This is a genomic window from Nitrosovibrio sp. Nv6, assembly GCF_900110495.1.
GTDB lineage: Bacteria > Pseudomonadota > Gammaproteobacteria > Burkholderiales > Nitrosomonadaceae > Nitrosospira.
This window is the reverse complement of the sequence record NZ_FODX01000011.1, coordinates 1-22873: the sequence shown is the minus strand read 5'-3', so window position 1 is coordinate 22873 and position 22873 is coordinate 1. Positions and strand designations below refer to the sequence as shown.

25 protein-coding genes are annotated in these 22873 nt (G+C 51.8%); 14 read left to right on the top strand and 11 right to left on the bottom strand.

Annotated features, from left to right (window positions below; all coding sequences use genetic code 11):
* From BMX66_RS14895 to BMX66_RS14845, 11 genes are all read right to left on the bottom strand, one after another.
* Positions 1–302: hypothetical protein (locus BMX66_RS14895; protein WP_143058263.1), on the bottom strand; the 302-nt coding region annotated here is incomplete at its 3' end.
* The gene (mobC, locus tag BMX66_RS14890) at positions 280–651 is read right to left on the bottom strand and encodes a plasmid mobilization relaxosome protein MobC (RefSeq protein WP_090883613.1); all 372 of its coding nucleotides are present in this window, start codon (positions 649–651) and stop codon (positions 280–282) included. The genes mobC and BMX66_RS14895, both read right to left, overlap by 23 nt.
* 837 nt (positions 652–1488) lie before the next feature.
* Complete coding sequence (locus BMX66_RS14885; protein WP_090883611.1) at positions 1489–2496, bottom strand: replication protein RepA; 1008 nt, start codon at positions 2494–2496, stop codon at positions 1489–1491.
* Between the two features lies 1 nt (position 2497).
* Positions 2498–2788, bottom strand: a complete 291-nt coding sequence (locus BMX66_RS14880) for a TrfB-related DNA-binding protein (protein WP_143058262.1) — start codon at positions 2786–2788, stop codon at positions 2498–2500.
* 1 nt (position 2789) lies between these two features.
* The gene (locus BMX66_RS14875; RefSeq protein ID WP_090883607.1) at positions 2790–3917 is read right to left on the bottom strand and encodes a ParB/RepB/Spo0J family partition protein; all 1128 of its coding nucleotides are present in this window, start codon (positions 3915–3917) and stop codon (positions 2790–2792) included.
* Positions 3914–4669: a ParA family protein gene (locus BMX66_RS14870; RefSeq protein ID WP_090883605.1), complete on the bottom strand. Its 756-nt coding sequence runs from the start codon at positions 4667–4669 to the stop codon at positions 3914–3916. The genes BMX66_RS14875 and BMX66_RS14870 overlap by 4 nt, the downstream gene beginning before the upstream one ends.
* A complete protein-coding gene (locus BMX66_RS14865; protein ID WP_090883603.1) occupies positions 4666–4998 on the bottom strand; it encodes a single-stranded DNA-binding protein in 333 nt (110 codons plus the stop codon). The genes BMX66_RS14870 and BMX66_RS14865 overlap by 4 nt, the downstream gene beginning before the upstream one ends.
* Before the next feature lie 54 nt (positions 4999–5052).
* The gene (locus BMX66_RS14860; RefSeq protein ID WP_090883601.1) at positions 5053–6861 is read right to left on the bottom strand and encodes a DNA cytosine methyltransferase; all 1809 of its coding nucleotides are present in this window, start codon (positions 6859–6861) and stop codon (positions 5053–5055) included.
* Positions 6862–6918: 57 nt separating this feature from the next.
* Positions 6919–7764 carry a DNA adenine methylase gene (locus BMX66_RS14855; protein WP_090883599.1) on the bottom strand — a complete coding sequence of 282 codons (846 nt, stop codon included), beginning with the start codon at positions 7762–7764 and terminating at the stop codon, positions 6919–6921.
* Positions 7765–7846: 82 nt separating this feature from the next.
* Positions 7847–8089 carry a hypothetical protein gene (locus tag BMX66_RS14850; RefSeq protein WP_121169295.1) on the bottom strand — a complete coding sequence of 81 codons (243 nt, stop codon included), beginning with the start codon at positions 8087–8089 and terminating at the stop codon, positions 7847–7849.
* 802 nt (positions 8090–8891) lie between these two features.
* Complete coding sequence (locus BMX66_RS14845; RefSeq protein WP_255398988.1) at positions 8892–9383, bottom strand: lytic transglycosylase domain-containing protein; 492 nt, start codon at positions 9381–9383, stop codon at positions 8892–8894.
* Positions 9384–9545: 162 nt separating this feature from the next.
* Between BMX66_RS14845 and BMX66_RS15480 the strand changes: the two genes are divergently transcribed.
* The 14 genes from BMX66_RS15480 to BMX66_RS14775 all read left to right on the top strand — a co-directional run.
* Positions 9546–9947 carry a hypothetical protein gene (locus BMX66_RS15480; RefSeq protein ID WP_158593436.1) on the top strand — a complete coding sequence of 134 codons (402 nt, stop codon included), beginning with the start codon at positions 9546–9548 and terminating at the stop codon, positions 9945–9947.
* 179 nt (positions 9948–10126) lie between these two features.
* The gene (locus tag BMX66_RS14835; RefSeq protein WP_090883591.1) at positions 10127–10462 is read left to right on the top strand and encodes a TrbC/VirB2 family protein; all 336 of its coding nucleotides are present in this window, start codon (positions 10127–10129) and stop codon (positions 10460–10462) included.
* Positions 10447–10758 carry a VirB3 family type IV secretion system protein gene (locus tag BMX66_RS14830; RefSeq protein WP_143058260.1) on the top strand — a complete coding sequence of 104 codons (312 nt, stop codon included), beginning with the start codon at positions 10447–10449 and terminating at the stop codon, positions 10756–10758. The genes BMX66_RS14835 and BMX66_RS14830 overlap by 16 nt, the downstream gene beginning before the upstream one ends.
* Positions 10736–13075 carry a VirB4 family type IV secretion/conjugal transfer ATPase gene (locus BMX66_RS14825; protein WP_090883588.1) on the top strand — a complete coding sequence of 780 codons (2340 nt, stop codon included), beginning with the start codon at positions 10736–10738 and terminating at the stop codon, positions 13073–13075. Before BMX66_RS14830 ends, BMX66_RS14825 begins: the two co-directional genes overlap by 23 nt.
* Complete coding sequence (locus BMX66_RS14820) at positions 13038–13802, top strand: TrbJ/VirB5 family protein (protein WP_090883587.1); 765 nt, start codon at positions 13038–13040, stop codon at positions 13800–13802. Before BMX66_RS14825 ends, BMX66_RS14820 begins: the two co-directional genes overlap by 38 nt.
* Positions 13803–13817: 15 nt before the next feature.
* On the top strand, positions 13818–14081 hold the full coding sequence (locus BMX66_RS14815; RefSeq protein ID WP_090883585.1) for a hypothetical protein: 264 nt from the start codon (positions 13818–13820) through the stop codon (positions 14079–14081).
* Between the two features lie 9 nt (positions 14082–14090).
* Positions 14091–15143, top strand: a complete 1053-nt coding sequence (locus BMX66_RS14810; protein WP_090883583.1) for a type IV secretion system protein — start codon at positions 14091–14093, stop codon at positions 15141–15143.
* 123 nt (positions 15144–15266) lie between these two features.
* A complete protein-coding gene (locus BMX66_RS14805) occupies positions 15267–15893 on the top strand; it encodes a VirB8 family type IV secretion system protein (RefSeq protein ID WP_090883581.1) in 627 nt (208 codons plus the stop codon).
* A complete protein-coding gene (locus BMX66_RS14800) occupies positions 15890–16801 on the top strand; it encodes a TrbG/VirB9 family P-type conjugative transfer protein (protein ID WP_090883579.1) in 912 nt (303 codons plus the stop codon). Before BMX66_RS14805 ends, BMX66_RS14800 begins: the two co-directional genes overlap by 4 nt.
* Before the next feature lie 3 nt (positions 16802–16804).
* Positions 16805–17890 carry a TraB/TrbI/VirB10 family type IV secretion system protein gene (locus tag BMX66_RS14795; protein ID WP_090883577.1) on the top strand — a complete coding sequence of 362 codons (1086 nt, stop codon included), beginning with the start codon at positions 16805–16807 and terminating at the stop codon, positions 17888–17890.
* Positions 17887–19758, top strand: coding sequence for a hypothetical protein (locus BMX66_RS14790; RefSeq protein ID WP_090883575.1), 1872 nt, complete (start codon positions 17887–17889; stop codon positions 19756–19758). Before BMX66_RS14795 ends, BMX66_RS14790 begins: the two co-directional genes overlap by 4 nt.
* A gap of 2 nt (positions 19759–19760) precedes the next feature.
* Positions 19761–20738: an ATPase, T2SS/T4P/T4SS family gene (locus BMX66_RS14785; RefSeq protein ID WP_090883573.1), complete on the top strand. Its 978-nt coding sequence runs from the start codon at positions 19761–19763 to the stop codon at positions 20736–20738.
* The gene (locus tag BMX66_RS14780) at positions 20735–22357 is read left to right on the top strand and encodes a type IV secretory system conjugative DNA transfer family protein (protein WP_090883571.1); all 1623 of its coding nucleotides are present in this window, start codon (positions 20735–20737) and stop codon (positions 22355–22357) included. Before BMX66_RS14785 ends, BMX66_RS14780 begins: the two co-directional genes overlap by 4 nt.
* A gap of 100 nt (positions 22358–22457) precedes the next feature.
* The coding region (locus BMX66_RS14775) for an SOS response-associated peptidase family protein (RefSeq protein WP_177168804.1) at positions 22458–22873 on the top strand (416 nt) is incomplete at its 3' end.

Here is a 22873-nt window from a genome sequence, read left to right as displayed (position 1 = left end):
TCCTCAAATGCGAGTGAACTGTCCTGGTCCGGATCAAGCTCTTTTTCATTCTCGGATTGCTGATTACCCGTCCGGCTGATGTATTCCATGACGACGCGAGCGCGGTAGCCTCGCGCCTGAGACACGATCTTGACCATTGCCTGCGGTTTGTTCGTCGCAACAGATTCGACATAGGCGGGACTGCTGAAGCGCTTGTTGAAACTATCCCGCGCCTCACCGCCGCGCTTCCCTGGCTGGATTCCGTCGCGCTTTCCCCTGCTTCCCTTTAAGGCTTCTGGTTTATTCGTTGCGTCGGAATTCATTGCGGACCTCCAACAGTAATTCGATGACTTTGGGAAATTGTTTGATCAGGTCGGCGTGGACAGCTTCCAGATCTGATGGGTTTTTCATGCGCTCGTCGATGTTGAGCGCGTGTGCCACCTGGTTGAGGTTGCCGCCGATCCGGGACAGATCCAACCGGGTTTGTTCCAATGCGGCAACCAAACGGGAAATATCGGCGTCCGGAGCGGGTATGCCTTTGCCGAGATATTCCCGCAAGGCCCGGCGCACGATCACTGAGGCTTTTACGTCCTCACGTTTGGCGCGATTATCAAGTAGTTCAGATAGAGCGCCTAAGCGGAACGTGCGCTTTGGGTTGTCTTGCTTCACCACGGGTTCTCCATGTAGCGATTAGCGGAATGGGCGGTTTCGCATGCGAAACAGCGCACCGGAGGTGCCCACCCGGAAAAAAACAGGATGATGCTACCTGTTTCCGGGTCAGGAGCCGCGTAGCGAGGCAAATTGTCCGACAATCTGCGTATCCTGCCATTAGTTATTAGCATTCTACCCCGCCTTGTTCTTAAGGCGCAATGGGTAGAAAGTTAATAACGTCTAATTAGCCGTTAAAGCTTATTCCTATAGAATCAGTGCCTTAGCGCATTTAGCACGTTGCGGCTGTAAAAAAGCGGTTTGTCGGTATGGTATTGCAGGCTGTCGAGGCAGGGTAATACGTTGTCGAAGTGGGAGTTCAGATTGTCAGGAATGGGGTTTTGAGTTGTCTGGGTGAATTGCGCGATGTCGGAAGGCTCAATGGTTTTTCAGGTTTTAAGAAAAATTTAAGAAAAAAAAGCTCACATAAAATAGACCGTTTGTGGATAAACAACTGACAAACTACAGGATTTATATAGGAAAGAACCTAAAGGCAAATACAGGGAGAAACCGAATAAAAGCGCGGAAAGGCTTACCAGCATTAGGTTATAGCGCTTTTTATAGTCTCTATTTTGAGACTTGTTCATCACGCTTTTGAGAGTTGTTCATCACCGTGGTTGAGAGTTGTTCATCACGTATTTATGTGGGTAACTAGGGTAATGGGCTGATATATATAAAAAAAATGGTTGAGAGTTGTTCATCACGGAAAAAATGGGTTATCCACAAGAATTATCCACAAGCATGATTGCAAGATGTGATGAACAACTCTCACGGTTACTTTGAGAGTTGTTCATCACGCTATCATTGAAAGAGTTCTGGTTGGCGGGAAACGTGCGGTGGGGAGGGAATTAGGACGATACCGTTGTCTTGTAGCTGGACATTCGCACGCGGGTAAACAATTTGTACGGCTTTTAGCGCCCGAATAAATGCCCGCTTGAAATCCAGAACAGCGCGGCCAGTTTCGTAATTGCTACCGAATTGTCCCATTAGAGCTTCCCAGGGTATCGGTCTGGTTCGCCTGTCTGTATAACTCATCCGATAAGTTAGCCAGGTATAAACATCCATCGCCAGCGGTGATCCACGCAATGCTTTATATGCGCGTAGATCGATAGGGACAGGCTTAGCGATGCACTCTTTGAAAAAGGTATCGGACAGCTTCACCTTGCTTCTCCAAGTGCCGGCAATATCATTTGTTTGCGGAACCCATAACGTATCGCTGTCTATGATTGGAGGATCAAGTTTGAGATCCTCGTCATGAAAATCCACGGTTTCAGCGATCATGATATTTCGCAGCATGAAGCCGCGGTCGCGCATGCCTCCTGTGTATTGAGCAGTGATAAGCGAACCAAAAAGGCGTTTCATCTGTTCTGCCACTCTGGTACTTGAACCTCGCTTACCACCGCCTCGCTGTAGGTCTAATACATCGCGCAAGAAAAGTGAGAGTGAATCGCCTAACTCAATCACCGGGGATTGAGTTCGCACGGCCTCGGTCGCTACCCAGGACATGAGCAATCGAGGGTAAATGCCGAACGGTACGCCACCTTCGTAACCCGCGACGATTCGTAAGCGAAAGTCGCCATTCTCACGCCTGAAAACATCTGCTTTAGGGTCTTTGTAAGGCATGGTGGCGATCACTAACGCACGTGCCATGAAACCTAGCGATCCGGCGCTCTTGGCATCCTCGGCTTCTATCGCAAAGTGGGTTTCGATGACTTCTTTCACCCAGGTTGGTACAGCGCCGGTTTTGTAGTCAATCTCTACGGGTTTTAGAGGTTTTGTTGCTTTGTTCGGAATCTCTTTAGCAGCCATTTTATTTAGGGCTCCGTTTTGTGCGTTGTTCGGCCTCTTCCATCAGGCCGCGAAAACGAGCGGCTAGGTCGGGATGGAGTAGCAATACTTCCATGCCCTTTTCTCGCTGGTTCCATTTCAAGACTTGGCGCACAGCTTGCTGTACGTTCTGGCGATTCACTTTGTAATCAGCTGCAACATCGACAAAGCGACGGCCATCGACTAGGACGGACCGCGCCCACGCGCGGGTTTTTTCGCCCATGCGTGATGCGCGTACTGCCGCATCAAACTCTTTTGCGGTTAGTCTTTGCACTTCAGTCAAGTCCAATTATTTCGCGGGTGGAATAGATGATTGCCGCCAGGTCGAACGGTTCTCCCATGCTGCCAGCCAGCAAAGCGCGGAGAGCAAGACAACCCTCCTGTTCCTGTAATTTCATGGCCTGAAGAAAAACTCTCTGAATCACTTCATCCTTACCCTGCTCCCTTGCCTCAACGCCTAATTGCCAATGCGGAAATACAAGCTCATCAAGTTTTGTGTGGTCCTGAGTTTCTAAGTTGGTGAGAAACTCATCTACGTCGATATTTTCTTCATGTTCTAATGCGGATAAGGCCTCCGCAGGATCAAATTGGTATGGGTGCGCGGCTGGCGTTGTTTGTTCAACAGGTTTTGTTTTTGACTTTTCAGCCGGTTCATTCTGGTTGACAGCCTTTTGCTTGGTTGCCGCTTCGCCGTCCGAATCAGACTCTACCGCTGGTTTATCCTGTTCGGTATTTTTCAGCGCTTCCCGTGCGTCTTTGCGAGTTATATTCTCGCCGGCGCGAATGGCATGCACCATGTCGAGCCCTTCGGATGGTTTAGCTTCAACCAGTTTGTTGAGTATCAGAAGCAGCTCGACGTCCTGTGTGTGTCCGTGCTGCATAAGCTCGGCCACAACCGAATTTAACTTAGTCGCAATGGCCAGGTGTTTCGAAACCCATGATTTTGACTTCTTGACCTGCCCGGCAATTACGTCAACCGCGTTTGAAACATCTTGGGTTTTAAGCTGCTTATAGCGTTTGCCGATGGCCGCAGCCAGATCCGCTGTACTCAAGTCCTCGCGGTGGATATTTTCCATAAATTGGATCTCGCTAGCTGTCGAGTCGGTCATATCCTCGATGATTGCCGGTATCGTTGCGAGTCCAGCCAGGCCAGCGGCGCGTAATCGTCGCTCTCCGAAAATTACTAAGTAACGTCCATCGTCGATGGGTCTTACTTTAATCGGTTGCTGTACGCCCCTAGCCATGATGTCGTCGGCCAGTTCTTTTATAGTTTCATCATTAAACTCCGTTCGTACCTGGACGCGGCATTCAATTAGATGGCATTCCAGTATCGTGATCTGTGGCCCGCTCGATGCAGCCATCAAATCAGAAATCGACGCAATATTCTTCATCAGATTGCTCATTGCAATATCTCCGTTAAAATGTGTTCACAAGCGGCGCTCATTTCCCTGGCGGCGCGGCGATGACTTTCGCTTTGTGGTTTGTGCCAAACAGGATTACCAAGCGCGGCTGCATCGGAAATAGCTACGCGGTCATATATCACGAACGGTATTAGTGCCTGCCCCATCGTTTCCTTTAATTCAAGCAAAGCCTCCCGTTGCTGCTTGCTTGTATTTTTTACTCGATTGGCCAGGAAACCCAAAAACTTGAGTTTGCGGTTCAGTCCTTTGTCTCGAACTTGCCTGATTGTGGCTGTCAGACTTGAAAATCCCTCAAGGCTGAACTTCTCCAGGTGCGACGGCGCGATAACGTAATCTCCGGCGACCAGTGCGGCTAGTTGGATCGCTCCAAGTGTTGGGGGGGTGTCGATAACGCAAAAATCATAATCCTCGGCTAACTGGCGCAAATGTGTCGCTGGCAGCGATTGTGTTGCCAGCCCACGAGACTCAATACCGTATAGCCCTCTATCAGGCCGAATTAAACCTATGCCACATGTGGTTTCCGGTTTTTTATTTACTGTATCTTCCGTGAACAGATCGGAAGCAACTAAGTGAGTTCCGGTTGTTTCGATGAAGCAATTGGAGGCGTTGGATTGCGGATCGAGTTCGACCAGCAAAACACGCTTGCCCTGCTCTTTTGCCATGTGCGTTAAGTGAAGCGCGATGGTGGTCTTCCCTACCCCACCTTTCTGGTTTGCTACTGTTAAGGTTTTCATACCTTGGATTCCTCTGTAATAATTTCTGGCGTCCGTGCTGGCGTATGCAAATATTGGATTGACTCGCAAATATATTCGTCCCGGTCACCATTGGTCGTGGTTTCAATATGCCCCCGGATAAAAACCTTAGCCCCTTGACCAAGACGCGAGTCCTGAGCTGGTTCCCCATGCAAGTTGATACGGGCCACGCTGGTTGCATATTTTCGGATCCCACTGGCATCTCTATAGATATGTTCTGAACGAATCTGTAATGATGCGACCGGCTCACCGTTGACGGTATGTAGCGTAGGGTTGTTGTTGACGGTGCCCATCAAAGAAAAAAGCCACATTGTAAACCTCCTCGAAGAATATAAAAGCAATATAGCGTTTTAAAGTAAACTTTTTTATGGCAATGCCAATGCAATAGCCACTGGCTGAACCCATATCGGTGCAGCGGATAAAATAAAGGTTTCGCCTGACCAGGCCAAAAGTAATGTAGTTCCCATGACATTGGCTATTGCGGTAGCGGCATCGGGCGGAACAGCGTTGCCTATCCGCTCGCGCCAGTTGCTGTCGGAAAGCCCGTCGAGTTCCAGGTATTCTTCTGGATCGATCAGTGATTGCAACGCGGCAAGTTCCAGCGTCGTAAATGGGCGGTGCCATGTTCCATCCTCGGCGATTATTCGAGCGACAAGGCGGTCCTCGGCAGCTGGAAGCTGCAAGCGTGGATCTGCCACCGACCACCGGCCATTATCATGACCAGCTGCGCCAGCTATAGCACCGCATGGTTTATCCCACTGAACTATTCCGTAATGACCACCGGTCAGATAGTGATCGCCCTTTTTCGGGATATTGCCTGGTCGGGGGTCGGCAACGCTAAAGGCGCCAGTTCCGGTCGTGCTTCCGGAAATTACAGTACCGGCAGGCGCATCGTATGGAGTCGTGGTGTATTTCCCGGCAAAACCGCTTCCGCGTGGATCGGCTATCGACATAGCAGCTCCCGCCACATGGTTTGCGCCAGTGACAGAGCCGGCCTGTTTGTTCCACGCGATAACGCGATAAATGCCGTTTTGTCGTTTAGAGCTATCGGGCATGCGAGGATCGGCCACTGAGAAGCTGCCTTGAATCGGTGAGCGCTGTCCGGTGACAGTTCCGGTCGATTCATTCCAGTCTCGAACGCCAAGCTGGCCATACTCACCACCAGCCGCAAAGCGTGGATCTGCGATAGAAAACGCGCCGTTGCTTGGAAGGCTCTGCCCTTGCACAGTCCCACAGTTATCATGCCAATGATGTACGCCCAGGTAGCCGCCACGATATTCAGGCGCAATTAGATAATCACGTAGGTGACCGTCCTGCACAGTGAAGCGGTTCAAACTGCGCCAATCGCTCCCGGCTTCGACAAATGCCAATCGTACCCATGTCTTCCATTGCAAGGCGGGTATGCGGTGCAGCGGCCCGCCGGTGGCGTCACCTGGTAGCGGCATCCTGCCTAAAACGCTACCCACGTTCTGTAGGCGTTTCTTGTCCGGTTCATACAAAAACGGGGGTACCCGCTCGATGTGGCGGGCTACCAAAAGGAATCGCTTGCGGGATTGAGCCAAACCGCCAAGTTCCCCGCAATCGTGGGTTGTTTCCGCTACGGCATAGCCGTAGGTGCGCAGCAATTGTCCTATTTGATCGAGCAGTGGTCGGCCACGGTTGGCAATACGCGGGACGTTCTCGAAAACAATCAATTCGGGTGGATCATTGTCAAAGGCTTCCATCATCAGCCATACACCGCGCAGCGTTAAACGGTTCAGGGCTTGATACTTTGCTGTTCGGCTTCGGTTTTCTGACAAAAGTCCCGAGAACCCTTTGCAAGGTGCGGAAAGAAAAACAATATGTGGTCGTTCGTTGCCAGCCGCAGCCTGGATATCTGCCGGTGTCGCTTCGCGCCAGCTTGATGGTGGTTCTGTCCCGTGAAAATCGAAATATTGATCACGGTCGAACAAATCAAGCACTGTGCCCTTGACGCTGGCGAAACGCTCAAAATCACGAATGGCAGGCGCATTGATATCGATGCCGCCGATGCAACGAAACTTGCCGACCAGGTTACCTACTCGCGGCGTGGCTCGATTAAAACCCTTGGCACCGCCACCCAGGCCGCAAAATAAGTGAAAGTGCCGGATTTCCCTAACATCATCCGATACGCCGGTGAAAACATCACGTTTCATATAAAGCTCCTCAAGAAATACAACGGCAATATTGCTTTAATAATTAAAAAAAATGCACTAGAACGGCAGGAGCAGAGAAACCTGCCCCGTGTCGCAATTCGGGCTGATCCAGAGAACTTCAGTCCTGGTCCCTGTGCCGCGATTAGCGGCCATGCGGGCGGTAGTCTCTTCCCTGCGCCAGCCTTTCAGCTTCTGGTCGTACAAGCCATTTGGATATCCAGACACGATTACCATGCCCTTTAAATCAAGTAGCACGTCGAGCAATTCCGAATGCTGTCCATCTGACATTTCGTGCCTGTAGTACCGACTACTCCCGATTTTCCGAGTGCTGTGTATGTATGGTGGATCGACGTAAAACAACGTTTCGGGGGTGTCGTGGTTGCGCAGCACTTTGAGCGCTGGCCGATTCTCGATCAATACTCCTGCAAGCCTCATCCCGAATGCCTGCAGGCTTTGCGGTACTCGCTCCCATATCTTCATTGCAGTTGCCGATTCTCGCCCGGTGTCGATGCGAAACCCGGTAGCGCCTTTTGTAGCACCTGCCGAACCAAAGCCCATTTCTGCCCGGATAAAGGTGCGGCGGGCGCGTTCAACCGGGCATGATGCCGGTTCCCATGCTTGGTTGAATACATCGCGGCTGTAGAGAGTGAATACGAGTGCTTCAGCTAGGTCCTCGCGCATCGCTTCATCCCGGAGGACTTCCATCACGTTAACCATATCTCCATCGAGATCGTTATAGATTTCCCCATCGCTGCGCACTTTGCGCATGAGAACGCTGGCTGCACCGCCGAATGGCTCACAATAGATTTGATGGTCTGGAAAGTGGCTTATAACCCAATTGGCGATGCGGAACTTTCCGCCGTGGTAGCGCATGATCGGTTTCTCAACATCTTCCGTGATCATTCTCAACTTCCTCCATCCGTATTGTTCGCTGTTATTCAAAGAAATATAAAAGCAATATAGCGTTTCAAAGGAAATTTTTTAATCAGGATTCTGAGCGAATAGTCAAACTACTTACTCGGCCGGAAATATCCTCAACCTCTCCGATCAGAGTATCCAAACTAGCAAAAACCTTGTCCTTACCTAAGGCAGTTTTTAGCGTCCAGCTGCGCTCATCTTTACCTGAAACCACCAGGAGCCAACCGCGAGGCGTGAGCGGATCACGGAGCGCACTAAACTCAGTCAAGACGCCGAGTTCGTAATATTCCTTAGCCTGTTTAATATTCATAGGCATTTATTATAACAAATTGGCAGAAACATACAATCATTTAAGGGAAAACGTAAAAGATATTTTCCTTGCGCTTTAATCGTACATCCTTTCGCTTGGCCTTCCTCGGGCCGCCTGGGCGGCGGTGGTGGGGATAGCCCTTGCCCTCACGGGCAAGGGTTGGGAATGGGTGGGGTAGGTGGACGGTGAAGCAACAGGCCGCTATTTCCTGCCGGTTGCGTTCTGGTTATCCCCCCTCAAGTCCCCCTCGCAGAGGGTCGGGGGCTTGAGGGGGATAACGCAGCGGGTAGAGCGGCCTGCACCGTCTTGGATGGGTTTGAGTTGCCTGCGGCCTGCACCTGGTACAGGTGCAGGATCACAGACCATGACAGGCACAGCGTACCGCGTAGCGGCTGGCGTGGCCTGTGACAGTCGGGCAATGCTGGCCGTGGATAGATTTGCCTGCCCACATTCTGTGGACAGCCTTCGGTCCGCAAATCTATCCACCGCATAACCGCAAAGCTTCCTGACGCGCTGCGCTTGTCCAAGTTTTTCATATTGTCTTTCAGGCAAAAATCAAACCCGGCATATAGGAAGGATCGATGTCTTGTTGTTGCCGTTAGCGGAATGATGGCATCAGCCATGATCCCAAGGCTGTAAACGGAGTGCGCGACGGATGAGCGAAGCTGATCCGGAAAGAAGAGAGGATTGAAAGGGCGGCGAAGCCGTTCCGAAGGAATGAAGTGAAGCGCAACCCGGTAAAGCCGTGTTCGCGGTAGCGAACCTCTCAAACGTTAAAAGTTTCGCATGCGAAACCAGAGATCTATTGCCCTGATTTTGGAATTGACCAGGTAGTCATGTGTTTAGGTAATTTGATTTGGATGAGCCGATTGGTATATGCCGCTCCGGTCTTTGCTGTAAAAGAGCCTGTGTTGTACGCAGACAGTGCAGCTCTCAGTGCCTCTTGATCGTCTGAATATTTCTGCTTTGCTCTCAGGAAATTATCTTCCAGCAACTGAGCAGCTGCCCGGACATTTTCACAAGGTTTAAAGACTGTTTCCACAGTTAAACCTAACGAAGACAGATTGTGACTATTGATTTGTCCTAATCCCATATCTACCGAGTACCCCGACTCAATTAACCACGCTGCCCAAGTCATAGCTTCTTCACGACTTTTAGGCTGTCTTTTCAGCCGAAATCCACCATTAACGCCGATTGCCAAATGGTTGCCTCCAGATTCTTGCAGGATAATGCGGGTAAGTGTGCCCACCGCGACATTGGGGGCGCACTCGACCAAGAGAGTAGGTAGCGGCATGTCCATAAACGGTAGTATATGTATAATTAATTAATAAATAACTTAATTATATTATAAATACTATCTATTTATAAATGCGCCAATATCTATATTTTATGCGGTTTCAGCCGTGTTATAGAAATAACAATAGTTAAATATTGTTATTGACTGGAAAAAAACGATATGCGAAGATTGACACTTAAAGACTTGATGGAAATACCCGTTAAGGTATCCAAATACTCGATTGTTCTGGAACCGCTTGATGCTGAACTTTCGGAATTTTCCCTGCATATTCGGGCACCTGGGCTTGGCGGTGGAACACTTTATACCGCACGTGGTGAGCTGCGAACATGGAAGGATGTTAATAAGGCATTAAGGTTCTTGAAGGGTATTTTTGGTGAAAACGAAGTTCTAGTTTTGTTAAATGCACGAGATTCAAGGGACGCTAAAGATGGGGCAAAAAGTAGAAAAGCCGGTGGAAAGGGAAATTCGCCTGGAAGTGCCGCAACCGATAGCAAGAAAGGAGCTGCGGGAAGCAATCAGTTTCGGAATATTCCGAATCGCGGGAGGAAGCACCCCACGTGAAATACCAGAAGGGACAAAAATCACTTCGCGCATAAAACTGAACGCCACCGCACTTAGGTATATGCCGCTTTGTGTCGCCAGGGTCGGCGACGAAAAAACGGCGATTATTCACGCGCTTGCCTGGCTTGCTGAGCAGCGGGAGCATGTTTTGTTAACGCGTATTTAAAGGAGTGATTGCAATGAGCAGTAAGAAATCGGTGGTATTTGGCATTCTGGTATTGGCAGCAATTGTGGTTTCGGTCTTGTTGGATATGGATCTGATCAGCGCCGCCCATGCGCAAGTTAGTGGGGGTGGTAGTGGGGGTGATCCTTTCGCGAAGGTGAATACGAAAGGCGGGGAACTGGCCGGGTGGTTGCGGGGAAAGATCGCCGTAAGCATCACAACAGTAGTCATCATAGTGGTTGGCCTTCTGATGCTGATGTCTCGTATCAGTCACCTGGTCGGAGTTCGGATCATTCTCGGTGCGCTGCTTGTCGGTGGCGCGGCTGGAATTGCTGAGTGGGCTTATCAGTAATGAGCCGGGCCACGATCTACCCAACGTTATGGCAGCCAATCCTGACGGCAGGGGTGCCAAGGGATTACGCCATCTTCGCGCTGATTTTTGCGGCGCTGGGGATGGCGGGCTCAAATCTGCTTTTTGACGCGGGACTGTGGGGAACGTTTATTGGTTTTTCGCTCTTCGGGGTGTTGTGGGGGTTTGGGTGGTTCTTCGCCAAGATCGATCCCGAGTTTTTTTCGGTCGCCCTGGTGAAGTTGTCGAAAGTCGGGCGCACTGAGGGAAGCAGGGATGGGAATCGGTACCTTTGCTGATACGTTGGGCTGGATTTTCGGGCGGGAGGGCATCTTTCCGCGCCAGCGGCGTACTACGGCGGTCGAGGACAAGTGCCCATTATTCAGGGTACTTGACGACCGCATTACCACGCTAACGCGTGGTGGTGTTCTAGCGTGTATCGTCGAGCTGCGAGGTCGGGATTATTCCGGACTCGATCCAAAGTTGACGGAAGGGCTTTTCCTTGGCCGCAAGGCTTTTTTTGAGTCTCTGCCTTCGACTGTCATGGTTTTCCACCAGAGCCATCGACTCAAGGTGTCTACCAGCGCGGTAGAGGAAAGTTTCAGCGTACCGATTGCGAGGCAAATAGCCGAGCAATGGGCTAAACATTTCAAGATCAGCTATCGCACCCGGCATTACCTGATCTTTAGCACCAGCGTTGACAGCTTCACTGATCAGCTACAGGTCATGGTGGAAAAGACCACTGGCAGTACCAGCGACGAACTTTTCCGCATCCTGCACGAAACAGTGCATACGGCATTACTGCGGCTGAAAGACTATAACGCACGAATGCTGGAAGGGGATGAAGTCGCCTCATACTGGGCGCAGCTGCTCAATGGTTGTCCGGTTCACCAGCGCCTGTCCAGTGATGGATTACTGGACGGCGTACTGGCCGGGTCTGAATTGCATTTTCCGGATACGCAGCGGTACCAGGTGTACAGCGGCGAAAAAGAGCGGTATTCGGCGTACCTATTTATCAAATTGCCGGCAACGGGGTCGGATGGGGGTCTGTTGGATGGTTTGTTCAAGAGCCGCCACGAACTCAGCATTTTCCAGACATTCGCCGGCGTGGATAAACAAGCGGCTTTGGCCGATGTGGAAGACAGGCACAAGAATACAGTAAGTTTTCGGCGAGCCTCCGATATCGTAGTCCTGGAATTGGGCGAACTTGCCCAACGCCTGCAGGCGGACGAGGTAACGATGTTGCGGCACAGATGGGTTATCGAGGTCTTTGGAGATAACGCGGAAGAGCTGGAAAGGGCAGTCGCGGAAGTGCGGAACATTGTGGATATGTGGGGTTATCGCACGGCGCGTGAGCGGGCAAACAAGGAAGCACAATTCTGGTCCCGTTTCCCCGAGTATCACACATTCAATACACGCAAGCGCAGCCTCACCAGTGAGAACGCTGCGCACTTCGCCACGTTTGCAGCGGTCGGGGAAGGGCTTGATTCTTGCTCCTGGGGAAATAAACCAGTAGCGACATTCAAGACTCTGGCCGGGTCGGAGTTCGGTTTTACCTTCCATTCCTCACCGGCGCCGAAAGCGCCTGGTCATACGCAAGTATTCGGTGGTACGAACCTGGGCAAAACCACGCTGATCAGCTTTCTCCTCGGTCAGTGCTTCAAGTTTCCCGATTTCCGAGTTCTGGCATTCGACCGTCTGCAGGGATTGGAAGTGTTCACGATGGCGCATGACGGCATCTATATCAACATGGTAGACGGCGTATCGATAAACCCATTACAGCTTCCGGACAATCGGGAAACAAGAGCGTTTCTAGCTAATTGGTTCGAGGTTCTGACCGGCAAGAGCGATGATGCGGCCCGCGCAAAAATCGATAACGCTATCGAGCAGCTTTTTTATCTCAGTAAGGATGAACGCACCTTACGCAATCTCGCGGAAGCATTTGGACTGAAAGAAGAGGGTTCCATCAGGCAGAACATGGAACGCTGGCTTAAAGGGCCGTTTGCCCACTTCTTCACTGGTGAAAAAGATCATCTGGACTTCGGTCAGCAGCTGGTGGCGTTCGATATGACTTCGCTTCTGGACTTGCCGGATGTTCTCGCCCCGCTGGCCTATTACCTTTTCCATAAGCTGCTAGTCACGGCGCGGGAGAAGGGCGGCTATGCCGTGTTCGTGGACGAACTACCAAAGTATCTAGCCTCGCCGGTATTCGCGCCAAAAATCGAAATGATGCTGCAGGAGATACGCAAGACCGATGGTGTTTTTATCGGCGCTGCGCAGTCCGTCGAGTCCGTGTTGAATTCGCCGAGCGCTGACAAATTTCTCTCGAACATTGAAACCTATATTTTCTTTCCCGAACCGCGGGCCAGCCGCGAAAGCTACATGGATGCGCTTGGCCTCAATCAGCAGGAATTTCATTGGTTGACGCAAGGCGCTCGACCCCGCGAAGTGCTGGTGAAGCGCAAGAGTGGGGAAAGCACCATCTTGAATATCGACCTGTCGCCGCTCGGAAAATATCTGAAAGCGTTTGACAGCTCAATTGATGCAGTTTCGCATGCGAAACTTTTGGAGCAAGAACATGGGCAAAACTGGAAAAACATTTATTTGGGCCATTAGCGCCATGCTGTTGAGCATGGGAACGGCGCGGGCGCAATGGGCTGTTACGGACCCGACTGCGTATGGTTATTTCGTGCAGCAAATCAAGCAAATGACGGAGCAGCTTAAAACCTCATCAGACACATTGCAAACCGTTAGCAAGGTGCATTCGGAAATGGTCGGGCACTACAACCGTGGAGTCGGGTTGGTGAATGAAATGAGGGAGGTAGAAGAACGAGTGCGCGGCATGAAGGGTGTGCTGACAACTCGCGGCGTCACGCTTGGTTTTCCTCGGAACGATGATGGTTTCATCGATATCGGAAAAGTTTTGGACGATACGTTCGGCGATGGCCGGTCGGTCGGGGGCCGGATTTTAATGGATGGGCGTCACGAGGTACAACAAGACGCGCTAAAAAAAGTGGTACTGGAAAGTGAAAAACTGCTCGATGGCGTTGCGGATCGGATACAGCAGGCGGGCTCCATAGCGTCACAAATCGACAGTACGAAAAATGTGAAGGATGCAACGGATCTGAGCAATCGGCTGCTGGCCGAAATCCTCCGGACACTCATTGACATGCTGGCGATAGCCAGCAAAGCGAACCAGGCACAGGCATTGTTCAATTACTCGGGTGTCACGAATAGCACCATTCAGGATAGACAAAAAAGACTGGCAGAACAGAGAAACGACTTAAGCGTTTTTCAGAGAAAAACGGAATCAGGGATTCTTTCGCAAACGAGTTGGCAATAGAAATAGGGAGTAGACATGAAGCGACTGACCGTAATTTTGATGATGGTGGTATCGGCCTCGATGCTGAGTGAAGCTGTCCAGGCGGCTGATGACGCGGGGGAGGTTGCGGAGTGTATGCGCAAGTTGACTGAGAGCGCCAAAAAACGACATGCCGAACAAAGTGAGAACCGTATAAAACGCGGCCTAAAACCATATCGCTTTACACCGCCAGGGTCGTTTGAGAAGTCCGCATGCAAAGCAAAAAATAGGTCGATCCTGAATGAGACGGCGTGGCAATAAGGAGCGGCCATGACGCGACTAATCATAATTCTGGTGCTGGCGGGGTTGCCGGGTATAGCGGTCGCTGCCGAAAACCCATTTGGGGTATCACTGGTAAATCATCTTTTACAGCAGTTGCAGGAATACCGCGAGTCCATAGGTAGCCAGTTTACCGGGGCATTTATTAACTTCTTCCGGTTGTTTGTTTTGTTGTATGTCGTAGTCATAGGCTACCGCGTCATGATGGGCATGATGGGCGAACGCACAAAAAGTGCGGCTATCAGTATCGCGCTTGTGATAGTGCTGCACGGCGTCGTAGTCGAGACAGGCGCATTTAGAGCATGGATCGAAGAGCCGATTATCGGGGCGACGCTTGGACTCGCCCGCATGTTCGGGGATGGTGGCAGCGGGGGAAGTTTGTTCGGTCGTCTTGATGCGTCCATAGCAACCATTGTAGGGACCGTGGAAGCAATTGAACCGGGTGGAAACCTGATCACGAACACCATGATTTACATTCAGGTCACGGTGGCATGCGCGGTGCTGCTAATAGTAGTTTGCGGTATGTATCTCGTGTATCTGGCGCAGGTATCGCTGGCGCTCGTGTCCCTCTATCTGCTCATGATGGTTGGAGCTCCATTCATCTTCTTTGCCGCGTTTCCAGAGTCGCGCTTTATTACGTGGACGTGGTTCAAGGCAGTAATGAACTATGCCCTCTGGACAATTTTTCTGTCGCTCATCATGGCGATTGGCATAACGGGTATTGAGGAAACAGCAAAGGGCTTGGCAAATTGGGACGTGGTGAGGGACGGAGTATTCACAAGGAATTATGCGTTTGCGGTCGGGTTTTCGACGCTGATGATTTATTTTTTGCTCAAAAGCTCCGATCTTGCGGCGGCTCTCTCGGGGGGAATGGGTATGCAGTCGAACGTGGCCGCGAGTGGATTGAGTGCAGCGGGATCAGCGCTTGGTAGCGGGATCGGCATGGTTGGTGCGGCTGCGGCACCAATGGCGAAAGTCGGGGCGGTGTTGGCGGCGCAAGGTGCGTCGAAGGTGTTTAGCGCAATGAAGGGAATTACGCGATGAGACAGGTAGTGATTTTAATGGTGTTCTTAATATTGTCAGGGTGCAGCGGTTTATCGATGCTCCCGGATTCCGGCACAAAACTGGAGAAGTCGCCGTGTGCATGCGAGTACGAGGCCATCAATCATGGCTGAGATTGCGAAGCATTCCATTCCGTGGATAACGGCACAGCGAGCGGCAGCAATGCTCGGATGGGTATCAATCATTCTGGCATGTGCACTCGTTGGAATGGTGGCTTGGCACGTCACAAATCCGGTCAAGGTTATAGAGCCGGTATACATCGAATTTCAGAGTTCGGGGAATACGGTGGCGCGGATCGAGCGCGTTGGCGATTCGATCACGCGCCGGGCGGTAGTGGTCGGCGCTGAATCGCGCCGGTACGTGGTGGACCGTGAGACGGTGGACAAGGTAACAGAGAGTGTTCGGTATCCGCGAGTGTTCGCAATGAGTGGACCAGCCCTGGCGGCAGCATTCAGGAATCAATATGGCGGCAAGGATGGATTGCTTCAACGCGAAGGCTTCAAGCGAGAGGTTGAGGTAACGCGGGACTCCACCCTGGGGGAAGGTATCCACCAGGTAGAGATTATCACGCGAGATACAGACAAGATGAAGCCAGCGCCAGTCATTCAGCATTGGGTAGTGACTTTGACTTATGACTTTCATGACCAGCAAGCCAGCTATGACGATGGCCTGCTGAATCCATTGGGGTTTGTCGTTTCCGAATACACGATCAGCAGGAGAGCAACGAAATGAGGAAATTAGGCATATTGCTGATGGCTATCACATTTGCAGCCACGGCCCAGGCGAATATCGTGGATGAGGTCGTACCTGGTGGCGTTCCGGCAAGCAAGGTCGGGGATCGCCCCATGCGTGACAAGATCAGTTTACAGGCGATACAGGCGGCGTTCGATGATTCCGACCCGCTAGCTAACGTTGTCCGGTTCAAGTTTCACCCGGATATGACATACAAAATCCGGTTGCGTGAATTCATGGATACAACGGTTTCATTACCGCTTGGGGAAGAAATTAATGCGTATTCGATAGGCGATGCCAAGAATTTTCGATTCGTGCCTCTAACGAAACCGGGGAAGGAAGGAAAGCCCGAACTGAAGCACCTGTTTCGACTCGCGGCAGATTACCCAGGCGGGGATACCAATCTTTCAGTTGTTGGCAAATCAGGGCGGATTTACTCGTTTTATCTCCGGGCTGATTCGGTTCAATCATCTTTCCTTCCGGCGCTGGTTGTGTACATCGAAGCCGAAATCGAGAAACGGCCAGAAGTTGAGGAAACGCCAGAAAAGGGGGCGACCACGGTATTGCCGGGCGCCCCGGTTGGGGTCTTCGATCAGCAGAAAGAGGTGGAATATTTGCGGTCTCTGGATGTGCCGGAAATGCGCGATATCAGATATTCCTATGTGATGAGCGGTGAAAAAACGCTCGCGCCAGTCAAGGTCTTTGACGATGGCGTATGGACATATTTCAAGTTCGCGGATGAAAACATGGATCGAGTAAAGCGACTTCCCGCGCTATATCGGGTAATTGACGGCGTTGATTCGCCAGTCAATACGCGCGTCGTTGACGGAACGCTGGTGGCCGAAACCACCAGTGTGGGGTGGACGCTGCGGAATGGGGATTCGCACCTGTGCATCAGGCGGAAATAGGCCGTGGCAACCTTCGACCTAAAACGGCCCGCTACATCGAGCGAGTGGAAAAAAACAGCGGTATGGCTTGGCGGAGCGAGCCTGGTTGCAGCCGCCATCCTGGGCGGTGCAGCGTACTACAAATCCGATGCGCCAGTGCTGAAACCGCGTATCGCAATCGGTAAAGGATTCGATGAGGGGTTTTTTAGCGCCCCAACCGCGGCACCGGAACCGGAGCCAGTAAATGATCAAAAACCGGTTGTCCCGGAACTGGTGGTGTCCGAGTCCAGCACAACACCAGCACTCAAGGCTAAAGATTTGTTCGCGGTTGATCCGGTACCAGCTAAACCAGCAGTCAGTCCAGTGGATGCACTCAATCAAGCGAGAAGAGGAACGGGCGCGGTCAGGGTTGCAGGGGACGGTAGCGGCGAAAATGAGGACCAATTCTTGAACATGGAGAAAGATTGGGGCGAGAAAAAAACCGTTGCGAGCTACCCCATGAATCTGGAACGAATTATCCCCGTTACGCGGCGGATCGGCGCGGTGCTGGTTGAGGCAATCCATTCTGAGCTCGACGGCAAGGTCACGGCTCAGATCGAGGAAAACATTTATGCGGCGCACGGCCGCAACATCTTAATACCGGCTGGCAGTCAAGCAGTTGGCCGGTATCGCAGTCTGCAAAAGCCGGGTGATACACGCATCCAGGTCATTTGGTCGCGGATCATCACGCCTGAAGGCATCAATATTTCAATGAATGATGCGGAAATGACGGATGCGATGGGGCGTAGCGGTTTGACCGGCGATGTCGATAACCGCTTTTTCGAGCGCTATGGAATGGCGCTCCTGGTATCGACAATCGCAGCTGCGGCGGGCTATGGAATGCCGGTGAGGTCGCAGGGGCAAGCTGTAATCGTGCAGAGCTATGGAGGAAATCTGGCTCAAGTGTCTGGCCAGATTCTTGAGAAGAATATCAACATCAAACCGGTAGTCTCGATACCGGCGGGAGCAAGGATTCTGATATCCCCCAATAAGGATATCTGGTTCAAGCCGCCACAGGAGCAGCAAGTCGAAGTCGTTGCATTTTCGGAACAAAAAGGAGAATCGAAATGAAGGCAGTAATGTTTGTGCTGTCGTTGGTGGTCGGGTCAGTATCCGCAGCTGATGATCTGGTGATGCGTGTAAAACTCACGCAGCCATTGGTAACCGGCAATAGCGCAGATGCCCAATCTGCACCGGAAGGACTAACCGGAGCAGGGATCAGTATAGGACTTGGTGAAGCCACGCTGCACGGGTCAGTTTCGCATGAGCAACTACCGGATACATCGACGCGTGAAACAATTAATTGGCATTCTGTATCGATGCCGGCTGGTACCACTCGTGCCAGCGAGCAGCTGACAGCACCACTGGTATCACAGTTTGCAGTGACAGATGAGCGGGTCGAGCCGGGCACGGTATTGAATGTCCGTGGCAATCTAGATTACTTGGCGGAAGCTATCGAGCGGCTGAAGAGCAAGGCGCAGGCGGGGGCCAACCCGAAGCATCTAGTATCGAATACAGACAAGGAAACGCTTAATCAGATGCAGGGGGCTGGCAGCCTATCACCGGGGTCCGGTGGCAGGACGATGGGCGGTAATAATATGCCGCTGCCTCTATCGACCAATAACAGCAAAATAGCAACAAACCTAATTACAAGCGCCTGGGAAGCCTGCGCGCCGCGTATCGATAAAGGAGACTGGAAAGTCTACGAGCAGTTCAAGAAAGTGGAAAAGGCGCAAGATGGCGCAACCGTGTCAAGCGGGGCCTGTATTGATCAGGGGGCAGTCGTCGATATCGTGAAGGACTATGCATCGTGCCCGGTCGTAGCTGATCAACACACGCTCAAAGCGCACCAGCAATATAAGACGTTCACGACACTGAATGGCCAAAAACTCGACGTGGCAGATTGCAAGGTAGATGCCGAAGCATTCTACCCAATCGAGTCTACCGCTGTTGGTTGCGGAGTGCGGCATGATTTCGTGGCCAAGAAATCCATCCAGCAGAAAAAACTGTTTTACAAGGATAGCCTGAGCGCGACGGTGCCGGTAGCGGACTGCCAGGATTCGGAACTTGCCTATGCACAATACACCACGGCGAACACATGTACGCCAACGTTCGATGCGGGACAAAACATCATGATCGGCAGCAGTCGGGTAACGTACAAGGATGCAGCGGGAACAGAACAATACGCCGCTGAGTGCCGTCCAGATGAAACTACTTTTCCGGTCATGGAGGCATATTGCGACCCGAAATATGACCATGATTTCGGGGCAGGGCAAAGCTACTATTACACCCGCAGCTACTACACGAATCCGGAGGGGAAGCCCGTCTATCTGACCGCTTGTGCGCGTAGTACAAAAACGAGTTTCCCACACGTCTACCAGTCAGCCAGCTGCGGGGTGGTCAATGATGACGCGAAGCTCATGACGACCTGGAAAAGCAAGACGCAAATCACCACGCCGGATGATGGCATGATGGAAATTGCACCGTGTCAGCAGCGCGGCAGTCCGACACCGTATGCTTATACAGGCGAAGACCGGAAGGTGTGGAGTAATTTCGAGAGTTTAGGATTAAAGGGTATCGGCTCTACAGTGTATTTTGGCAGTATGCGAGAAAACATCCACTGGGCTAATTTCACAAATGCCTTGAATACTTATCGAGTTGTTTGCACTTTTGGCGGTGGTATTGACGGTAACACGGTTACGGCGTGCAATAGCGCAGACCTTAATTACTCGAACAGAATAAGTGGAAACACTACTACTTATATTGGCAGGAACAGATCCACGGAAGAGTTTCGGCGGACGTATCTACGCGGCGACGGCACGTCTTACGTAGAACAAAATGTTTATCGAAATAATATTATTCTCCGGCTTTGTTGGGCAGGGTATCAAAATGGAACCGGGGGCAGGACCGCCGCTAATTGTCCGGCCTATTTCAATTAATCATGTCTGCGCTCCTACAGCAGCACATCAAGCCGTTTGAGCGGCACTTCCGGAAACCAGGGCTGAAAGAGCTTTGCATCAATCGCCCTGGGGAAGTGTGGCTCGAAACGGTTAAGGGGTGGGAAGTCAAGGAAGATGCAATCTTCGATCTTGACCGTCTTAATGCTTTCGCAAGCGCACTTGCGACGGCCACCGGTCAGCGGTTTGATGAAACCCACCCGCTGCTAGGCACGTCAATTCCTGGGCACGGCCACCGGATACAAATTGTAGGCGGATCGCTAGTGGATAGCGGCTTTGCTCTGAGCATCAGGGTATCAAAGCAGAAACGCTATGATCTGTCGTCGTACAAAATTCGGTTTGCCGATGACGTAACGATTCCACCAGACCATGTGCCGCCGACAGAGCGGCGACGGCCACCAGCTGACAAAACGTTAAGTCGGCTGGCGGTCGATGGTTGGAACCTGATGCTGTCGGGCGAAACCGGAAGCGGCAAAACCACCTTGATCAATGAATTGATCCATCATATTCCGGCGACGGAGCGGATTATTTCGATTGAGGACAGTAAGGAACTTTTGATCGAGCATCCGAACCAGGTGCGCTTCCTTAAGAGCAAAAGTGGCACGGATATAGCCAAGGTCACCTACGCGCAAATTATCGATGCATGCATGCGTCTGCGTCCGGATCGGGTTCTGGTAGGCGAGATCAGCACGGATAACGTGCTGGCCTACCTGAACCTGCTAAACACGGGGCACAAGGGCGGTGTTTGCACGATACACGCAAACTCGGCTCGTAATGCTGTCGATGCGATGGTTCTACGCGCACAGGCGGCGGGTATGGGTGGATCTGCTGAAATGATCCAGCGATACGCGACACAGTTCCTGGAAGCTATTGCCCATATACGACATAACGAGCATAGCGGCGACTACGAAGTGGCGCTTGAGCTGCTAAGACCGTTGACCATAGAAGGGGTTACCGCATGAGCCTGGCAATATCCTCGCTGGACGATCAAAAACGCGCCCTGTCGCTCATTTATGATACGGCTATCATGTTTGGCACGTATGCAGTGTTATGGGGACTGGTGGTATTCCTGGGCGGGTTCGATCCTCATCCGGCAGCGCCGCTTAACGCGATCAAAGCGTATAAGGCCAGCTGGCCCGATTGGTTTCTCTGGAGCATAGGCGGCTCGGCAATTGCCGGGGCAGTAATGTTCGGGGTGAACCCGTACCGGCGCGGCGGGAATTACGGCGGCGCTCATTTCGCCGGCGAGAAAGAAATCAGAAACGATCTTAAGCTGCGCGGTGACGAGGGTTTGATCCTGGGTACTCACCGTAGCGAATACCTCCGGATGGATGAGCCGCTTTCGGTGTTGATTTATGCTCCACCTGGAAGCGGAAAGACGGCGGGGATTATTATTCCCTCGCTGTTGTCGTGTGGCAATTCGGCACTGGTACATGACCCCAAAGGGGAGTTGCATGACAAAACCGCCGGGTTTCGCATGCGAAACGGCCACCGAATTATACGGTTTGAGCCTGCGGCAGCTGGTAGCGCCAGGTGGAACCCGCTAGGAAAAGATGAACTTCCGGAAACATGGAGCGAGCGCATTTCCTACATCGACCGGATCGCTAATAGCCTGGTCAATGCAGGTAAGCAGGGTGACGATTACTGGACGCGGGAAGCGCGTAGCCTGTTTGTGTTTTTTTCCTTGTTCCTTACATTCCGGGACGGTGAAACGTCACTGCCGGGTGTAAGAGAATTCGCGCTCTCGCAAGCAGATCCGCAAGGGTTTGTTGCCGATCTGCTGGAAAACACGCCGGGATTGCCGCAACGGGTAATCGAGGAAGGCAACGGCATCCTCGCTAAAAGCGGTAATGAATTCTCAGGAGTGTTCGGTACTTTCAAATCGTTCCTCAATTCCTACGGTGATGAATTCATCGCGGCCAATACAAAGGATAGCGACTTCCAGTTGCGCAATTTGCGGGAAAGCGAGACGACTATATACCTGGTTGTAAGAAACAGCGATCAAAGCCGTTTGAGGCTGTTCGCAACGCTTTTTTTCGAGTCGGCCGCACTTGTATTAATCCATGACGAACCGACGAAAGACGAGCGCAAGGTAACGTTCTACCTGGATGAGTTCGTGCGGCTCGGCAATATGCGCGAGGTCCTGCAAATGCCAGCAATTTCGCGCAGCTTTAAAGTTAATGTTGTGTTTGTGGTGCAAAGCATGTCCCAGGTGGTGGATTTATACGGGCAAAGCGGGGCGGACCAGCTGCGCAATACCTGTTCATACCATATTGTCTTTGCGCAAAACGAACAGAAAATAGCCGAGGATATATCGCGGTCGATCGGCAACCGGACGCGGAAAAAACTGACGTATTCGTCCGGAGAACGAAACATCACACGCAACACCAGCGAAGCCGAAGAGGGAATACCCTTGGTACTATCTCAAGAAGTGATGAGCCTTCCGGCATTTGAAACACTGGTGCTGATGCAGAACCATTTTGAGACTCCGATACGTGCGAGAGCCGCCGCATGGTTCAAAGATGCGGTAATGAAAAAACGGGTCGAGGAATCGCTTAAACTCGAAAAAGGGACTCGATAGGAAGCCGTAGAATCGATTATTTAGCGATGGTCAAGGGTATTTTATAGGGGTGGTTGTCTCAGCGATGAGCAGCCAAGACGGATAACAAAGTTGGACATTAATGATGTGTGGACGCTTTGAACAATCCGGAACTCGACGTTATTACGCCAGCGCGTTAGGCATCGACACTAGCGATTATCGCACGTGGGACTGCGGGGATCGCGTCCCTTTGTATAACACGGCGCCAGGACGTTGCCCCTGGCTGATTACGTCTAAAAACGGCGGCATTCAATTTATCGGCTTGAAGTGGGGCTATCGAACACCCCAGGAAGCGGCTGAGAAGAAAAAGCCATGGATTAATGCCAGGGTCGAAAAGGCGCTAACCGGGCGCTATTTCCGGCACATGTTTAGAGAAGGACGCCTGATCGTTCCAGCTGGTGGCTGGTTTGAGTGGTTGCGACATGAAGTCGCATGTGTGATGGTTCGGCGGAGTCATCCGGCCGAACCTGCCGTCCCATCGGCAGTACCCTACGAGGT

Excerpts from the sequence above, each read along its gene's own strand:
- BMX66_RS14885 (WP_090883611.1), bottom strand. The coding sequence starts at position 2,496 with ATGGCTGCTAAAGAGATTCCGAACAAAGCAACAAAACCTCTAAAACCC.
- BMX66_RS14875 (WP_090883607.1), bottom strand. The coding sequence starts at position 3,917 with ATGAGCAATCTGATGAAGAATATTGCGTCGATTTCTGATTTGATGGCT.
- BMX66_RS14870 (WP_090883605.1), bottom strand. The coding sequence starts at position 4,669 with ATGAAAACCTTAACAGTAGCAAACCAGAAAGGTGGGGTAGGGAAGACC.
- BMX66_RS14865 (WP_090883603.1), bottom strand. The coding sequence starts at position 4,998 with ATGTGGCTTTTTTCTTTGATGGGCACCGTCAACAACAACCCTACGCTA.
- BMX66_RS14860 (WP_090883601.1), bottom strand. The coding sequence starts at position 6,861 with ATGAAACGTGATGTTTTCACCGGCGTATCGGATGATGTTAGGGAAATC.
- BMX66_RS14855 (WP_090883599.1), bottom strand. The coding sequence starts at position 7,764 with ATGATCACGGAAGATGTTGAGAAACCGATCATGCGCTACCACGGCGGA.
- BMX66_RS14850 (WP_121169295.1), bottom strand. The coding sequence starts at position 8,089 with ATGAATATTAAACAGGCTAAGGAATATTACGAACTCGGCGTCTTGACT.
- BMX66_RS14845 (WP_255398988.1), bottom strand. The coding sequence starts at position 9,383 with ATGCCGCTACCTACTCTCTTGGTCGAGTGCGCCCCCAATGTCGCGGTG.
- BMX66_RS15480 (WP_158593436.1), top strand. The coding sequence starts at position 9,546 with ATGCGAAGATTGACACTTAAAGACTTGATGGAAATACCCGTTAAGGTA.
- BMX66_RS14835 (WP_090883591.1), top strand. The coding sequence starts at position 10,127 with ATGAGCAGTAAGAAATCGGTGGTATTTGGCATTCTGGTATTGGCAGCA.
- BMX66_RS14825 (WP_090883588.1), top strand. The coding sequence starts at position 10,736 with ATGGGAATCGGTACCTTTGCTGATACGTTGGGCTGGATTTTCGGGCGG.
- BMX66_RS14820 (WP_090883587.1), top strand. The coding sequence starts at position 13,038 with ATGGGCAAAACTGGAAAAACATTTATTTGGGCCATTAGCGCCATGCTG.
- BMX66_RS14815 (WP_090883585.1), top strand. The coding sequence starts at position 13,818 with ATGAAGCGACTGACCGTAATTTTGATGATGGTGGTATCGGCCTCGATG.
- BMX66_RS14810 (WP_090883583.1), top strand. The coding sequence starts at position 14,091 with ATGACGCGACTAATCATAATTCTGGTGCTGGCGGGGTTGCCGGGTATA.
- BMX66_RS14805 (WP_090883581.1), top strand. The coding sequence starts at position 15,267 with ATGGCTGAGATTGCGAAGCATTCCATTCCGTGGATAACGGCACAGCGA.
- BMX66_RS14800 (WP_090883579.1), top strand. The coding sequence starts at position 15,890 with ATGAGGAAATTAGGCATATTGCTGATGGCTATCACATTTGCAGCCACG.
- BMX66_RS14790 (WP_090883575.1), top strand. The coding sequence starts at position 17,887 with ATGAAGGCAGTAATGTTTGTGCTGTCGTTGGTGGTCGGGTCAGTATCC.
- BMX66_RS14785 (WP_090883573.1), top strand. The coding sequence starts at position 19,761 with ATGTCTGCGCTCCTACAGCAGCACATCAAGCCGTTTGAGCGGCACTTC.
- BMX66_RS14780 (WP_090883571.1), top strand. The coding sequence starts at position 20,735 with ATGAGCCTGGCAATATCCTCGCTGGACGATCAAAAACGCGCCCTGTCG.